We start from the raw sequence: 14,776 nt of genomic DNA on the forward strand, positions 1-14,776 counted from the left end.
GGACTGACATGACTGACGTGACCGACGGGACGGACGCGATTCCCCGGCCCCGGCAGGTGGCGCTCCACGGCGGCGGCTCCTTCGAGCTGGGACCGGACACCGGGGTGGTGGCGGGCGACGGCACGCAGGGCACCGAACGCTGGCTGCGCGCCACGCTGGGCGCGGCCACCGGCCTGCCGCTCGCGCCGGGGCAGGGCGAGGAGAACACCGTCCGCCTGTCCCTCGACGGTGAGCTGGCGGCCGAGGGGTACCGCCTCGCCGTCACACCGGCCGGCGTGCACCTCGCGGGCGGGGGCCCGGCCGGCCTCTTCTGGGGCGCCCAGACGCTCCGGCAACTGCTCGGACCGGACGCCTTCCGGCGCGCGCCGCTGCCCGGCCGCCGGTGGCGGCTGCCGCTGGTCCGCGTCGAGGACGCGCCCCGGTTCCCCTGGCGGGGCCTGATGCTGGACGTCGCCCGGCACTTCATGCCGAAGGAAGGCGTCCTGCGCTACCTGGACCTGATGGCCGCCCACAAACTCAACGTCCTGCACTTCCACCTGACCGACGACCAGGGCTGGCGCATCGAGATCGAACGCCACCCGAAGCTCACCGAGACCGGCTCCTGGCGGGCGCGCACCAAATTCGGCCACCGGGCCTCGCCGCTCTGGGACGACAAACCCCACGGCGGCTACTACACCCAGGACGACATCCGGGAGATCGTCGCCTACGCGGCCGAACGGCACATCACCGTCGTCCCCGAAATCGACGTTCCCGGGCATTCGCAGGCCGCCATCGCCGCGTATCCGGAACTCGGCAACACGGATGTCGTCGACACCACCGCCCTCTCCGTCTGGGACACCTGGGGCGTCTGCGAGAACGTACTCGCCCCCACCGACACCACCCTGCGTTTCTACGAGGGGGTGTTCGAGGAAGTGCTCGGGCTGTTCCCCTCGGAGTTCATCCACATCGGCGGCGACGAATGCCCCAAGGAGCAGTGGCGGCGCTCGGCCACCGCGCAGGCACGCATCGGGGAACTCGGCCTCGCCGACGAGGACGAACTCCAGTCCTGGTTCGTCCAGCACTTCGACACCTGGCTCGCCGGACGCGGACGGCGGCTCATCGGCTGGGACGAGATCCTGGAGGGCGGACTCGCCAAGGGCGCCGCCGTGTCCTCCTGGCGCGGGTACGCGGGCGGGGTCGCCGCCGCGCGCGCGGGACACGACGTCGTCATGTGCCCCGAGCAGCAGGTGTACCTGGACCACCGGCAGCACGCGGGCGAGGACGAACCGGTGCCGATCGGCTTCGTGCGCACCCTGGAGGACGTCTACCGGTTCGAGCCGGTTCCGGCGGAGCTGACGCCGGACGAGTCCGGACACGTGATCGGAACCCAGGCGAACGTGTGGACCGAGGTGATGGAGGACCAGGGGCGCGTGGACTACCAGACGTTCCCGAGGCTCGCCGCGTTCGCCGAGGTGGCCTGGAGCGCGCTGCCCGCCCCGGCCGACCGGGACTTCGCCGGGTTCGAACGGCGGATGGCCGCCCATTACCGGCGACTTGACGCCCTGGGCGTCGCCTACCGGCCGCCCGGCGGCCCGCTGCCCTGGCAGCGGCGGCCCGGAGTGCTCGGCCGGCCGATCGACGGCCCGCCACCGGACAAGTGAGGCGGACGAGCGGGTGAACGAGCAGGTGAACGAGCAGGTGAACGAGGAAGGGAACGAGCAGACGAACGAGGAGGGGAACGCAGGGAGAACGAGGAGGGAACGGCCAAGGTGAACAAGTAAGGCCAGCAGGGAAGGAACGCCCCGAAACGTCACTGAAGAGTGACAACTCCCGCCCGTCGTGCGCGCCTCCGACTGTCGGACGATTGGCGGCGATCCCGCACGAAACGGACCGTCCCGCGGACGACATGGGTGAACACCTCCTGGCGGACCCCCGCGTCCGGGTCCTGCGAAGATGTGCCAGAGTTGCCACGTCCGCCCTGTCAGGTCGTACCGTACGGCGACATGGGCGGGACCAGGTGGGACAGCGGGAAGGGGCAGTCGGTTTGACCACGCACGCACCGCAGGCGGCGCAGGCCGTCACGCTGCCCACGACACTGGACGAGGCCGTGGCGGCACTGGCCGCCGTGCCCGCCGCCGTTCCGGTGGCGGGCGGCACCGACCTGATGACCGCCGTCAACTCCGGGCAGCTCAGGCCCGCCGCGCTGGTGGGCCTCGGCCGGATCAGCGAGATCCGCGGCTGGCAGTACCAGGACGGTCACGCGCTGCTCGGCGCGGGACTCACCCACGCCCGCATGGGCCGCCCCGACTTCGCCGCGCTCATCCCGGCGCTCGCCGCAGCCGCGCGCGCCGCCGGACCGCCGCAGATCCGCAACGCGGGCACGCTGGGCGGCAACATCGCCTCGGCCTCCTCCACCGGCGACGCGCTGCCGGTGCTGGCCGCGCTGGAGGCGACGCTGATCATCGCCGGCGCGGACGGGGCCCGCCGTGAGATGCCGGTCTCGCACCTGCTGGCCGGCATGGAGATGCTCCGCGCGGGCGAGCTCATCGGCTACGTGCGCGTGCCGCTGCTGCACGCGCCGCAGGTCTTCCTGAAGGCGACCGGCCGGACCGGCCCGGGCCGCGCGATGGCCTCCGTGGCGCTGGTCCTCGACCCCGCCCGGCGCGGGGTGCGGTGCGCGGTCGGCGCCATCGCGCCGATGCCGCTGCGGCCCCTGGAGGCCGAGCAGTGGGTGGCCTCCCTCATCGACTGGGACAACGGCCGCGCGATCGTCCCGGAGGCCCTGAGCGCCTTCGGCGAGTACGTCGCCGCCGCCTGCATCCCCGACGCGGCCCCGGCCGAGGACGGTTCCGTACCGCAGCTCCCGCCGGCCGTACTGCACCTGCGGCGCACCGTCGCCGCGCTGGCCCGACGAGCACTGGGGAGGGCGCTGTCGTGACCGACGACCAGCACGGCGACCAGCACGGAGAGGGCACGCCCCCGAGCGGCGGACGCTGGGACCCGCTGCCCCAGGGCGACTACGACGACGGCGCCACCGCCTTCTTCGCACTCCCCGAGGGCGGTGTGGACGCGCTCCTGGCCTCCGCCGACAGCCCGCTCGCCGCGCCCGGGCACGGCTACGTGCCGCCGCAGATCACGGTCGCGCCCGCCACGACCGCCGGTACCGACCCGGCGGCCACCGGCTCCTGGGCGATGCCGTCCGCACCCGTGGACGGCGCACAGTGGCAGGTCCCGGACGCGGCGCCGGAGTCCGCCGGCCACCAGGGGTACGCCGAGTACCCGCAGCCGGACCCGTACGGCGGGAGCACGCCGTACGGCACGGGCGCGCCGTACGACACGGACGCCGGACAGGACGACCGGTTCACGTACCGGCCCGGGGCCACCGCCCAGTGGGACTTCTCCGAGGCGGCGGCCGGGCAGAGCGCCGCGCCCGAGCCCGGCGCCGCGTCCGGCGGGGACCTGCCCGGGCAGGACGTGACCGGGCAGGACGTGACCGGCCAGTGGTCCATCCCCGTCGCCGACGGCGACCTTCCCGACGAGTCGGGAGAGTTCACCCAGTCGTCCCTGGCCGAGCAGTGGGGCGGCACCGCACCGGCCACCCTGCCCGGCGGCGCCCCCGCGCCCTGGGCGACGCAGCAGGCCGGGCAGCCCTGGGGCGACCGCCCGGCGGAGGCCGCGCCGGCGGGCGCGGCACGCCAGGCCGAGCACCAGGCCGAGCACCAGGCCGAGCACCAGGCCGAGCACCAGGCCGAGCACCAGGCCGAGCACCAGGCCGAGCACCGGGCCGAGCCCGAGGCGCCCCGGCCGGCCGTCGTTCCGGACGCGGAGGCGCCCACCGAATCCGTCACGGAGACCGGCCTCCCGGCCCCGGAGGCCGACGGGACGGCGACCGGTGAGCCCCAGGGGGCCGAGGAGGCCGTCGAGGGCCCCGGAGAGTCGCCCGCGGGCACCACCGGGGACGTGGAGACGGAATCCGCCCCGGAGGCCGCTGAGGAGCCCGTGGCGGGTCCGGAGCCCGTCGCCGCGCGGGAGGAGTCCGGGCGGGAGCCCGAGCGGGCCCCGGAGGCGGAACCCCGCACCGCCGACCCCGACCCGGACCAGGCCCCCGACCCGGACCAGGCCCCGGACCCGGACCAGGCCCCCGACCCCGAAGCGGCTGCTTCCGGGGCCGCCCCGGCCGCCCCCCGGGGCCAGGCCCCGGCCGGACCGCACGAGGAGCACCCCCTCGCCTCGTACGTCCTGCGCGTCAACGGCGCCGACCGGCCCGTCACCGACGCCTGGATCGGCGAGTCCCTGCTGTACGTGCTGCGGGAGCGGCTCGGCCTCGCGGGCGCCAAGGACGGCTGCTCGCAGGGCGAGTGCGGCGCCTGCAACGTGCAGGTCGACGGACGGCTCGTCGCCTCCTGCCTGGTCCCGGCCGTGACCAGTGCCGGCAGCGAGGTGCGTACGGTCGAGGGCCTCGCCGCCGACGGGCGGCCGTCGGACGTGCAGCGGGCGCTCGCCCGGCGCGGCGCGGTGCAGTGCGGTTTCTGCGTGCCCGGCATGGCGATGACCGTGCACAACCTCCTGGAGGGCAACCCGGCGCCGACCGAGCTGGAGGCCCGGCAGGCCCTGTGCGGCAACCTGTGCCGCTGCTCCGGCTACCGGGGTGTCCTGGAGGCGGTCAAGGAGGTCGTCGCCGAGCGCGAGGCGCACGCCGCCGCCGAGGCGAACGACGCGGACACCGACGCACCCCGAATCCCGCACCAGGCGGGTCCGGGCGCGGGCGGCGTCAACCCGTCGGCGTTCGAGTCCCAGGAGCCGCCCGGAACACCGCCCGGGAATCCGGACACCCCGGGACCGCACTCCCGGGGCCCGCACGACCAGCCCTACGGCGCCCAGCCCTACGGCGACCAGCCCCACGGCCATGACCCCCACGGCCCGCACGGCCAGGGCGGCCCCCACGGCCAGGACGGAGGCCACGCGTGAGCAACGACGCCGCGACTGCGGAGGCCGCGGGAACCGCCGAGGCGGCCCCCGCGCCCGAGCCGATCCCGCACGGCCTCGGCGCGTCCCTGCCGCCCGCCGACGCCCGCGCGAAGACCGAGGGCACCTTCCCGTACGCCGCCGACCTGTGGGCCGAGGGCCTGCTGTGGGCGGCCGTCCTGCGCTCACCGCACCCGCACGCGCGCATCGTGTCCATCGACACCACCCACGCGCGCGAGATGCCCGGCGTACGGGCGGTCGTCACGCACGAGGACGTGCCCGGCACCCCGCTGCACGGACGCGGCGGCCGGGCGGACCGCCCGGTGTTCGCCTCCGAGGTCGTACGCCACCACGGCGAGCCCATCGCGGCCGTCGCCGCCGACCACCCGGACACCGCGCGGATGGCCGCCGCCGCCGTCATCGTCGAGTACGAGGTGCTCGCCCCGGTGACCGACCCGGAGCAGGCCTTCGAGGCCGAGCCGCTGCACCCCGACGGCAACCTGATCCGCCACATCCCGCTGCGGCACGGCGACCCGGACGCGGCCGGCGAGGTCGTCGTCGAGGGCCTGTACCGCATCGGCCGCCAGGACCCGGCGCCCATAGGGGCCGAGGCGGGCCTCGCGGTGCCGCGCCCGGACGGCGGCGTGGAGCTGTACCTGGCCTCCACCGACCCGCACGCCGACCGCGACACGGCCGCCGAGTGCTACGGCCTGGCACCCGAACAGGTGAAAATCGTCGTCACCGGGGTGCCCGGCGCCACCGCCGACCGCGAGGACCAGGGCTTCCAGCTGCCGCTCGGCCTGCTGGCCCTGAAGACCGGCTGCCCGGTGAAGCTGACCGCCACGCGCGAGGAGTCCTTCCTCGGCCACGTCCACCGCCACCCCACCCTCCTGCGCTACCGCCACCACGCGGACGCCGAGGGCCGGGTGGTGAAGGTCGAGGCGCAGATCCTGCTCGACGCGGGCGCCTACGCCGACACCTCCTCGGACGCCCTGGCCGCCGCGGTGGCCTTCGCCTGCGGCCCGTACGTCGTCCCCAACGCCTTCATCGAGGGCTGGGCCGTGCGCACCAACAACCCGCCCTCCGGCCATGTGCGCGGCGAGGGTGCCATGCAGGTGTGCGCCGCGTACGAGGCGCAGATGGACAAGGTCGCCAAGAAGCTCGGCCTCGACCCGGCCGAGGTGCGGCTGCGCAACGTACTGGCCACCGGCGACGTGCTCCCCACCGGCCAGACGGTCACCTGCCCGGCCCCGGTCGCCGAACTCCTCCAGGCCGTACGCGACTTTCCCCTCCCCGCCCTGCCCAAGGACACGCCCGAGGACGAGTGGCTGCTGCCCGGCGGCCCCGAGGGCGCGGGCGAACCGGGCGCGGTGCGCCGGGGCGTGGGCTACGGCATCGGCATGGTGCACATGCTCGGCGCGGAGGGCGCGGACGAGGTCTCCACGGCCACCGTGAAGGTCCAGGACGGCGTGGCGACGGTGCTGTGCGCGGCGGTCGAGACCGGGCAGGGCTTCTCCACACTGGCCCGGCAGATCGTGCAGGACACCCTCGGCGTCGACGAGGTGCAGGTGGCGCCCGTCGACACCGACCAGCCCCCGGCGGGCGCGGGCTGCCGGGGCCGCCACACGTGGGTGTCGGGCGGCGCGGTGGAGCGGGCGGCCAAGATGGTCCGCACCCAGCTCCTCCAGCCGCTGGCGCACCAGTTCGGGATGTCGACCGAGCTGCTCCAGATCGCCGACGGCAAGATCACCTCGTACGACGGCGTGCTGTCGACCACGGTCGCCGAGGCGCTGGACGGCAAGGAGCTGTGGGCCACCGCCCAGTGCCGTCCGCACCCGACCGAGCCGCTGGACGAGGCCGGTCAGGGCGACGCCTTCGTCGGCATGGCCTTCTGCGCGATCCGCGCGGTGGTCGACGTCGACGTCGAGATCGGCTCGGTACGGGTCGTGGAACTGGCCGTCGCGCAGGACGTGGGCCGGGTGCTGAACCCGGCGCAGCTGACCGCCCGGATCGAGGCGGGCGTGACCCAGGGCGTCGGCATCGCGCTGACGGAGAACCTGCGCACCCCGCGCGGCCTGATCCGCCACCCCGACCTGACCGGCTACGCCCTGCCGACCGCGCTCGACGCCCCCGACATCCGGATCGTGAAGCTCGTCGAGGAACGCGACGTGGTCGCCCCCTTCGGCGCGAAGGCGGTCAGCGCGGCGCCGGTGGTGGCCTCCCCGGCGGCCGTCGCCTCCGCCGTGCGCGCGGCCACGGGACGCCCGGTGAACCGGCTGCCGATCCGGCCGCAGGCCGCGGTGGTGACCGTCTGAGCCCGTGAGCGCCTTCGCGGGCCGCGGCGTTGTCAGTGGTGGGCCGTAGTGTCGTGGGTGGTGGGACGGACGGCACGCACGGGGGAACGATGATCACACTGGCCGAGGTTCAGCTCGACCCGTACGTCACGCACGGCCTGTCGCGCCGCCGGCCGGCCGAGGAGCCGCGCGACCGGCTGCTGACGGGGGAGCTGCCGGGACGCGGCGGCACGGCGGCCGACCGGGGCCTGCCGGACGGTGCGACGGGCGACCTCCCGACGCCGTACGTCCGCTGCGACCGCCCGGCCCCGAGGGACCGCGCGCCTCTCGCGCCCGTACTGCGGGCACTGGCCGGCTGCGCCGCGGCCGTGGACGAACTGGCGGACCTGCGCGGTCAGTTCGCCTCCTACGTGGACCGTCACGGGCCGCGGGCCGCGACGGAGGCGTCCCGCCGGTTGCTCGCGGCCTTCGAGGAGGGGGATGCGGGCACCGAACCGGCCCCGCCGCGCAGGACGGCGGCCCTCATCCGTCCGCTGGCCCCGGCGGCGGGTCCTGGCGGGCGGTCCGGCCTGACGCTGGACCTGCCGCCCCGCCTCCTGGACGAGGAGTGCGGCGCGGCGGCGATCGTCCGTTTCGAGGAGATCGACTTCCCGGCCGCGCTCACGCACGAGCCGACCCGCCGCTTCCTGCGGCGGGTGGGCCTGCCGGAGGGCGGCCCGTGGTTCTCCCCGGACACGGACGTGCCGCTGCCGACGCTGGAGGAGTACCGGGCCGACGACGCCCCCCGCCGTGCGCCCCTGCCACGCGGAGCGGAGCGCCTGGTACGCCTCGGCTGCCTGGCCGGGGGCGCCGGCCTCGTCGTCGACGGCGCCACGGGCGAGGTCCTGTCCTGGAGCGAGGGCGAGTCCGCCCCGCGCCCGCTCAGCACCGACGTCTCCACGCTCGCGTTCACCCTGTGGCTGCTCCACCGCCAGAAGGCACGGGACGTGGAACACGAGCTGACCGACGCCTACGGGCGACTGGCCGACACCATGATCCGCACCTGGGCCGCCGTGGACACCCTCACCCGCGACCCGGTCGGCCGCACGACGCCGGCGGACGACGACTGGTGCTCCTGGCCGGGCATGTTCGAGGACCGCGCGGGCGGCGGGCCGTGCGCGTAGCGGACGCTGCCGGGAGGCCGTCCGGCGCGGCGGAGCCCACAGCCGGGAACAGGCGGGCGGCCGGCCCCGGTGGGAAGGACGGACGGCCCGCGTGACCGGACGTGCCGCGTGACCGGACGAGCCGCGTGATCAGCGCTGCTGATGCTGGGGGAGGAGCACCTCGCCCACCATGTGCGTCAACGTGGTCTCCTCCTCCTTGTTGTTCCGGGAGCAGTCGATGTTGTTGTCCGCGGGCCCGAGGTTCGGCTGGTCGATGATCTCGATGACGTCGCAGCTGAGGACCTGCTCACTGTTGTCGAACTTCGCCGTGTCGTCGTCGGCCGCCTGTGCGGTCGAGGCGGTACCGCCGGCGACGGCCAGGGCGGCGAACGTGCAGGCGATGGCGTTCCTGAACTTCATGGTCGTCCTGCCTTCCGGGGGATTTCCGTGTCGGTGCCTCGATGGAGGGCTGCACAGCCGACCGCCCGTACGCGTTCACGGGATTCCCTGTCCGTGCGGACACCGATTTCCGCGAGGCACCCGGTCCGTGCGCGTCACCGAGTGGTGAACGAAGGGCCACTGGGGGCGGTATTGCTCCGAGCGGGTGGCGTCGGCGCCGGCTCGGCCCCGGGCCGGCGTGTCCGGCCAGGAGGCCTGCCGGACGTCCGGGGGGAGGCCCGCGGCCGCGAGGGAGTCCCTCGCCCGCGACGACGCGCTCGTCGACGGGAACAGGCGACTGTGACGTCGGTCCCACCCGGGGGCGAGCCGCCCCGGTGGGAGCGTCGATCGCGTCCGGGCGCCGGTAGGGTGGCCCGGTTGTCATACGTGGCCGACCGCTCTACCCCCTTCGGAGACCGTGACTACCACCGCCAGCTCCAGCACCTCGCACCACCTGTCCCCGGCCTTCCCCGGCCGTGCCCCGTGGGGCACCGCCAGCAAGCTGCGGGCCTGGCAGCAGGGGGCGATGGAGAAGTACCTCCAGGAGCAGCCCCGGGACTTCCTGGCGGTCGCCACCCCCGGCGCCGGAAAGACCACCTTCGCCCTGACGTTGGCGTCCTGGCTGCTGCACCACCACGTCGTGCAGCAGGTGACCGTCGTCGCGCCGACCGAGCACCTGAAGAAGCAGTGGGCCGAGGCCGCGGCGCGGATAGGGATCAAGCTCGACCCGGAGTACAGCGCCGGCCCGCTCAGCCGCGAGTACCACGGCATCGCCATCACCTACGCCGGCGTCGGCGTGCGCCCCATGCTGCACCGCAACCGCGTCGAGCAGCGCAAGACCCTCGTCATCCTCGACGAGATCCACCACGCCGGTGACTCCAAGTCCTGGGGCGAGGCCTGCCTGGAGGCGTTCGAGCCGGCCACCCGGCGCCTCGCGCTGACCGGTACGCCGTTCCGGTCGGACACCAACCCGATCCCCTTCGTGACGTACGAGGAGGGCAACGACGGCATCCGGCGCTCCGCCGCCGACTACACCTACGGGTACGGCTCCGCGCTCGCCGACGGCGTCGTCCGCCCGGTCATCTTCATGAGCTACAGCGGCAACATGCGCTGGCGCACCAAGGCGGGCGACGAGATCGCCGCCCGGCTCGGCGAACCCATGACCAAGGACGCCGTCAGCCAGGCCTGGCGCACCGCGCTGGACCCGCGCGGCGAGTGGATGCCCGCCGTGCTGCGCGCCGCCGACCAGCGGCTCACCGAGGTCAGGAAGGCCATCCCGGACGCCGGCGCCCTCGTCATCGCCGCCGACCAGGACTCCGCCCGCGCCTACGCCAAGCTGATCCGCGAGATCACCGGCAGCAAGGCCACCGTCGTCCTGTCCGACGACACCGGCGCGTCGAAGAACATCGACGACTTCAGCGCGAACACCGACCGGTGGATGGTCGCTGTCCGCATGGTGTCCGAGGGCGTCGACGTGCCCCGCCTCGCGGTCGGCGTGTACGCCACCACCATCTCCACGCCGCTGTTCTTCGCCCAGGCCGTCGGCCGTTTCGTACGGTCCAGGCGGCGCGGCGAGACCGCCTCCGTCTTCCTGCCGACCGTGCCCGACCTGCTCACCTTCGCCAACGAGATGGAGCGCGAGCGCGACCACGTCCTCGACAGGCCCAAGAAGGAGGGCGAGGAGGACCCGTACGCCGAGTCCGAGAAGGAGATGGACGAGGCGAACCGGGAGCAGGACGAGGACACCGGCGAGCAGGAGCAGTTCTCCTTCGAGGCGCTGGAGTCCGAGGCCACCTTCGACCGGGTCATGTACAACGGCGCCGAGTTCGGCATGCAGGCCCACCCGGGCAGCGAGGAGGAGCAGGACTACCTCGGCATCCCGGGACTGCTGGAGCCCGACCAGGTGCAGCTGCTGCTCCAGAAGCGGCAGGCCCGGCAGATCGCGCACAGCCGCAGGAAGCCCGACGACGAGGCAGACCTGCTCGAACTGCCCGCCGAGCGGCGGCCGGTGGTCTCGCACAAGGAACTGATGGAGCTGCGCAAGCAGCTCAACACCATGGTCGGCGCCTACGTCCACCAGAGCGGCAAGCCGCACGGCGTGATCCACACCGAACTGCGCCGGGTGTGCGGCGGCCCGGCCAGCGCCGAGGCCACCGCCGGACAGCTGCGCCAGCGCATCGACAAGATGCGGGAGTGGGCCACGCGCATGAAGTGACGGGCGGGGCGTGCGCGGCACAGGCGTGTGCTGTACGTATCGGGACAAACACAGGTAGTCCACACCGGTCACCGCCCGGATTCTGGACGGAGCCTTCCGCTGAGCGGACCTGGTCGTTACTGTCCCGCTACGCACACGCCCCGTGGCAGCGCCGCCGCGGAGCGCAGCCGTGAAGCGACTGGGCCCGGGCACAAGGCCGGGCCGTCAGCCGATCGGCGGCCTCTGAAGCGCGTCACTGACGGGACTCGGTGACGCACCACCCGCGAGGGGGCCGCCGACCTCACCACTAAGGAGTGGGCGTCGTGACCGCGGAGACCTCTCAGACGCTCGACCGGGGACTGCGCGTCCTCAAACTGCTCGCCGATACGGACCACGGGCTGACCGTCACCGAGCTATCCCACAAACTGGGCGTGAACCGGACCGTTGTGTACCGGTTGCTCGCCACGCTGGAGCAGCACGCACTCGTCCGCCGTGACCTGGGCGGACGCGCCCGGGTCGGGCTCGGCGTGCTGGGACTCGGCCGCCAGGTGCACCCGCTGGTGCGCGAGGCGGCGATGCCCGCGCTGCGCGCGCTGGCCGAGGACATCGGGGCGACGGCCCACCTGACGCTGGTCGACGGGGCGGAGGCGCTGGCCGTGGCCGTCGTCGAGCCGACCTGGACGGACTACCACGTGGCCTACCGGGCGGGCTTCCGGCATCCGCTGGAGCGGGGGGCCGCGGGCAAGGCGATCCTCTCCGCCCGGCAGCATACGCAGGGGGCCGGTACCGGCGAGGCGGTGGACGGGCCCGGGTTCACCCTCACCCACGGGGAGCTGGAGGCGGGCGCCTGCGGGGCCGCCGCACCGCTCCTCGGGGTGACGGGAGTGGAGGGCAGCGTCGGCGTGGTGATGCTGTCCGACGTGGTGCCGGAGCGGGTGGGGGCGCGGGTGATGGACGCGGCGCGCGAGGTGGCGGAGGCGTTGCGCTAGCAGCGCCCGTCCCGCGCGGCGGTACCCGGTTCCGGCCGGGCTGCCCGGCCCGCGGGCCCGGCCCGCGGGCGCGCCCCACCCGTTCCCGGCGCCGACGCGCGATGCCCGCACCCGGGCGGCAGGAGCGTCACGTTAGATTGACTCCGTGCTCTCTCGTCTCACGCGTCCCCAGGCCCTCGCCGTCTGTGCGCTGCCCGTCGTGGCAGTGCTCGCCGTCGCCGTGTTCGCGCCGTTGCCGTTCTCCGTGGCGCAGCCGGGCCTGACGGCCGACGTGCTGGGGGAGAACCAGGGCGCGCCCGTGATCACGATCAAGGGCGCGCCGACGCACGACACGAGCGGCCAGCTGCGGATGACGACGATCGAGGCGACCGGCCCGGACGCCGACGTCCGCCTCGGCGACGTGGTCGACAGCTGGTTCGGCACCGAGCGCGCGGTCATGCCGCGCGACGCCGTCTACCCGAGCGGCGACGACGTCGAGGAGATCGAGGAGTACAACGAGGAGCAGATGAAGGAGTCCCAGGACGCGGCGACCACGGCCGCGTTGGGCTACCTGAAGCTCGACGCGTCGGACGTCGACGTCGAGCTGCGCCTCGAGGACGTCGGCGGTCCCAGCGCCGGCCTGCTGTTCTCCCTCGGCATCGTCGACAAGCTGCGCGCCGGCGACCTCACCGGCGGCAAGGTCATCGCCGGGACCGGCACGATCACCACCGGCGGCAAGGTCGGCGCCGTGGGCGGTGTGCCGCTGAAGACGCAGGCCGCACGGCGGGACGGGGCCACCGTCTTCCTGGTGCCCAAGGCGGAGTGCTCCGACGCGCAGGCCGAGCTGCCGAAGGGGCTCCGCCTGATCCCGGTCACCACCCTGAAGGGGGCGGTCGACTCGCTCGAGGCCCTGAGGACGGGCAAGGGCGAGGTCCCGGCCTGCTGAGGCGGGCGCCGCTCGGTTCTCCTTCACGAAGCCGGCCTGCTGGGGCGGGCGCCGCTCAGTTCTCCTTCACGAAGCCCTTCTCGGTCATCCAGTCCAGCGCCACGTGGTGCGGGTCCTCGCCGTCCACGTCGACCTTCGCGTTCAGGGTCTGCGCGACGTCGTTGGTCAGCGCCTTGGTGACCGGGTCCAGGACGGACCGGATCGCCGGCCACTTCTCCAGGGTCTCGGTCCTGACCATGGGCGCCGCGTTGTAGTTCGGGAAGAACTTCTTGTCGTCCTCCATCACCACCAGGTTCATGGACTTGATCCGCCCGTCGGTGGTGAACACCTCGCCGTAGGTGCAGGCGCCCTTCGCGGTCTGCGTGTAGATGATGCCGGTGTCCATCTGCGTGATGTTCCCGGCCGGGATGTCCATGCCGTACGTTTTCTCCAGCCCCGGCAGCCCGTCCGCGCGGTTGGCGAACTCGCCCTCCACGCACAGCGTCACCGCGCCGGGGTCGGACTTCGACAGCTCGGCGACCTCCGACAGCGTGTTCGTGCCGTACTTCCCGTGGTTGGCCCGGTTCATCGCCAGCGCGTAGGTGTTGTTCATCGGCGCCGGCGGCAGCCACGTCAGCCCGTTCTCCGCGTCGGCGTCGCGGACCGCCTCCCACTGCTGCCGCGGGTCGGGAATCGGCCTGGTGTGGCCCAGGTACGTGATCCAGGCGGTGCCCGTGTACTCGTACGTGGCGTCGGCGTCGCCGTTCTCGACCGCCGCGCGGGTGCCGACGGAGCCCTGGATGCCGGTGCGGTCGAGCACCTCCGCGCCGGCCGCCTCGAAGGCGATGCCCATGATCGCGCCGAGGATCAGCTGCTCGGTGAACTCCTTGGAGGTGACGGTGAGGTCGGCGCCCTCCAGCGGCCGGCCCTTGCCGATGGTGCCGGGCCCGACGTCGTCGACCATGGGGGAGCCGCTGGTCAGGCCGCAGCCCGCGGCGGCCCCGACCAGGATCGAGGCGGCCAGCAGCACACACGTACGCCCTCTCATGTCCCCGCCTCCAGCCCGCGCGGGCGCAGCAGCAGTTCGGCGAGCGAGGCCAGCCAGTCCACCAGCAGCGCCAGGGCCACGGTGAGGACCGAGCCCAGCACCAGCACCGGCATGCGCTGGCTGGTGATACCGGTGGTGATCAGCACCCCGAGGCCGCCGCCTCCGCCGAAGGTCGCCAGGGTCGCCGTACCGACGTTCAGCACGAGGGCCGTGCGCACGCCGGCCAGGATCAGCGGCACGGCCAGCGGCAGTTCCACACGGGTGAGCACGCCCAGCGGGGACATGCCGATGCCGCGGGCCGCCTCCAGCAGCGTGGGGTCGTTCGCCTTCAGGCCCGCGATCGTGTTGGAGAGCACGGGCAGGACGGCGTAGATGATGATGCCGATCAGGGCGGCGCGGCGGCCGATGCCCAGCCAGATCACCAGCAGCGCCAGCAGGCCGATCGCCGGGGTCGCCTGCCCCATGTTGGCGAAGGCCATCGCCACCGGCGTGGCCTTCCGGAACGCCCGGCGGGTGAGCAGGACGCCCAGCGGGATGGCGATGATCAGCACGAAGAAGGTGGAGATCACGGTCAGCTGGACGTGCTGCCACAGGGCCTTGGTGACCTGGCCGCCCGACAGGGCGTTCTCGCTCAGCGCGTCCAGGTCGGCCTGCCGGAACCACAGCCAGGTGGCCAGCAGCAGGGCGACCAGGACCGCGGGCAGGAAGGTCAGCTTCCGCCAGCCGACCCGCCGCCTCGTCGCGGCCGGCGACGGCGGGCGCGGCTCGTACTCCGCCTCGCCCTCGTCGCGGTAGGCGATCCCCCTGACCTCGAGCTCGCCCT

The 14,776-nt window shown here is 74.0% G+C and carries 11 protein-coding genes; 8 read left to right on the plus strand and 3 right to left on the minus strand.

The genetic code is table 11. The features are described 5' to 3' along the window. Positions 1–8 precede the first annotated feature (8 nt). From ACP4IX_RS00355 to ACP4IX_RS00375, 5 genes are all read left to right on the plus strand, one after another. Entirely contained in the window at positions 9–1,640 is a 1,632-nt protein-coding gene (locus ACP4IX_RS00355) for a beta-N-acetylhexosaminidase (protein ID WP_426516658.1), read from the plus strand. A 383-nt stretch (positions 1,641–2,023) separates the two neighbouring features. After that, complete coding sequence (locus ACP4IX_RS00360) at positions 2,024–2,917, plus strand: FAD binding domain-containing protein (protein WP_426554398.1); 894 nt, start codon at positions 2,024–2,026, stop codon at positions 2,915–2,917. Next, complete coding sequence (locus tag ACP4IX_RS00365; RefSeq protein WP_426554399.1) at positions 2,914–4,947, plus strand: 2Fe-2S iron-sulfur cluster-binding protein; 2,034 nt, start codon at positions 2,914–2,916, stop codon at positions 4,945–4,947. The genes ACP4IX_RS00360 and ACP4IX_RS00365 overlap by 4 nt, the downstream gene beginning before the upstream one ends. Beyond that, a complete protein-coding gene (locus ACP4IX_RS00370) occupies positions 4,944–7,259 on the plus strand; it encodes a xanthine dehydrogenase family protein molybdopterin-binding subunit (protein ID WP_426554400.1) in 2,316 nt (771 codons plus the stop codon). Before ACP4IX_RS00365 ends, ACP4IX_RS00370 begins: the two co-directional genes overlap by 4 nt. An 89-nt stretch (positions 7,260–7,348) precedes the next feature. Next, on the plus strand, positions 7,349–8,401 hold the full coding sequence (locus ACP4IX_RS00375; RefSeq protein WP_426554401.1) for an SUKH-4 family immunity protein: 1,053 nt from the start codon (positions 7,349–7,351) through the stop codon (positions 8,399–8,401). Positions 8,402–8,530: 129 nt separating this feature from the next. On the opposite strand, the gene ACP4IX_RS00380 is transcribed toward ACP4IX_RS00375, so the two are convergent. Next, entirely contained in the window at positions 8,531–8,800 is a 270-nt protein-coding gene (locus tag ACP4IX_RS00380; protein ID WP_426516668.1) for a hypothetical protein, read from the minus strand. A 436-nt stretch (positions 8,801–9,236) separates the two neighbouring features. Between ACP4IX_RS00380 and ACP4IX_RS00385 the strand changes: the two genes are divergently transcribed. From ACP4IX_RS00385 to ACP4IX_RS00395, 3 genes are all read left to right on the plus strand, one after another. Beyond that, positions 9,237–11,033 carry a DEAD/DEAH box helicase gene (locus ACP4IX_RS00385; RefSeq protein ID WP_426516670.1) on the plus strand — a complete coding sequence of 599 codons (1,797 nt, stop codon included), beginning with the start codon at positions 9,237–9,239 and terminating at the stop codon, positions 11,031–11,033. Between the two features lie 302 nt (positions 11,034–11,335). Then, positions 11,336–12,001, plus strand: coding sequence for an IclR family transcriptional regulator (locus ACP4IX_RS00390; protein ID WP_426516672.1), 666 nt, complete (start codon positions 11,336–11,338; stop codon positions 11,999–12,001). A gap of 145 nt (positions 12,002–12,146) precedes the next feature. Further along, positions 12,147–12,926 carry a S16 family serine protease gene (locus tag ACP4IX_RS00395; protein ID WP_426516674.1) on the plus strand — a complete coding sequence of 260 codons (780 nt, stop codon included), beginning with the start codon at positions 12,147–12,149 and terminating at the stop codon, positions 12,924–12,926. 55 nt (positions 12,927–12,981) lie between these two features. Here the strand turns inward: ACP4IX_RS00395 and ACP4IX_RS00400 are convergent, their stop codons facing one another. Both ACP4IX_RS00400 and ACP4IX_RS00405 read right to left on the minus strand, forming a co-directional pair. Then, a complete protein-coding gene (locus tag ACP4IX_RS00400; protein WP_426554402.1) occupies positions 12,982–13,953 on the minus strand; it encodes a glycine betaine ABC transporter substrate-binding protein in 972 nt (323 codons plus the stop codon). Next, complete coding sequence (locus ACP4IX_RS00405) at positions 13,950–14,753, minus strand: ABC transporter permease (protein ID WP_426517243.1); 804 nt, start codon at positions 14,751–14,753, stop codon at positions 13,950–13,952. The genes ACP4IX_RS00400 and ACP4IX_RS00405 overlap by 4 nt, the downstream gene beginning before the upstream one ends. Positions 14,754–14,776 lie beyond the last annotated feature (23 nt).

The sequence above is a fragment of the Streptomyces sp. WG5 genome, assembly GCF_049974565.1.
GTDB lineage: Bacteria > Actinomycetota > Actinomycetes > Streptomycetales > Streptomycetaceae > Streptomyces.

Excerpts from the sequence above, each read along its gene's own strand:
- ACP4IX_RS00355 (WP_426516658.1), top strand. The coding sequence starts at position 9 with ATGACTGACGTGACCGACGGGACGGACGCGATTCCCCGGCCCCGGCAG.
- ACP4IX_RS00375 (WP_426554401.1), top strand. The coding sequence starts at position 7,349 with ATGATCACACTGGCCGAGGTTCAGCTCGACCCGTACGTCACGCACGGC.
- ACP4IX_RS00380 (WP_426516668.1), bottom strand. The coding sequence starts at position 8,800 with ATGAAGTTCAGGAACGCCATCGCCTGCACGTTCGCCGCCCTGGCCGTC.
- ACP4IX_RS00400 (WP_426554402.1), bottom strand. The coding sequence starts at position 13,953 with ATGAGAGGGCGTACGTGTGTGCTGCTGGCCGCCTCGATCCTGGTCGGG.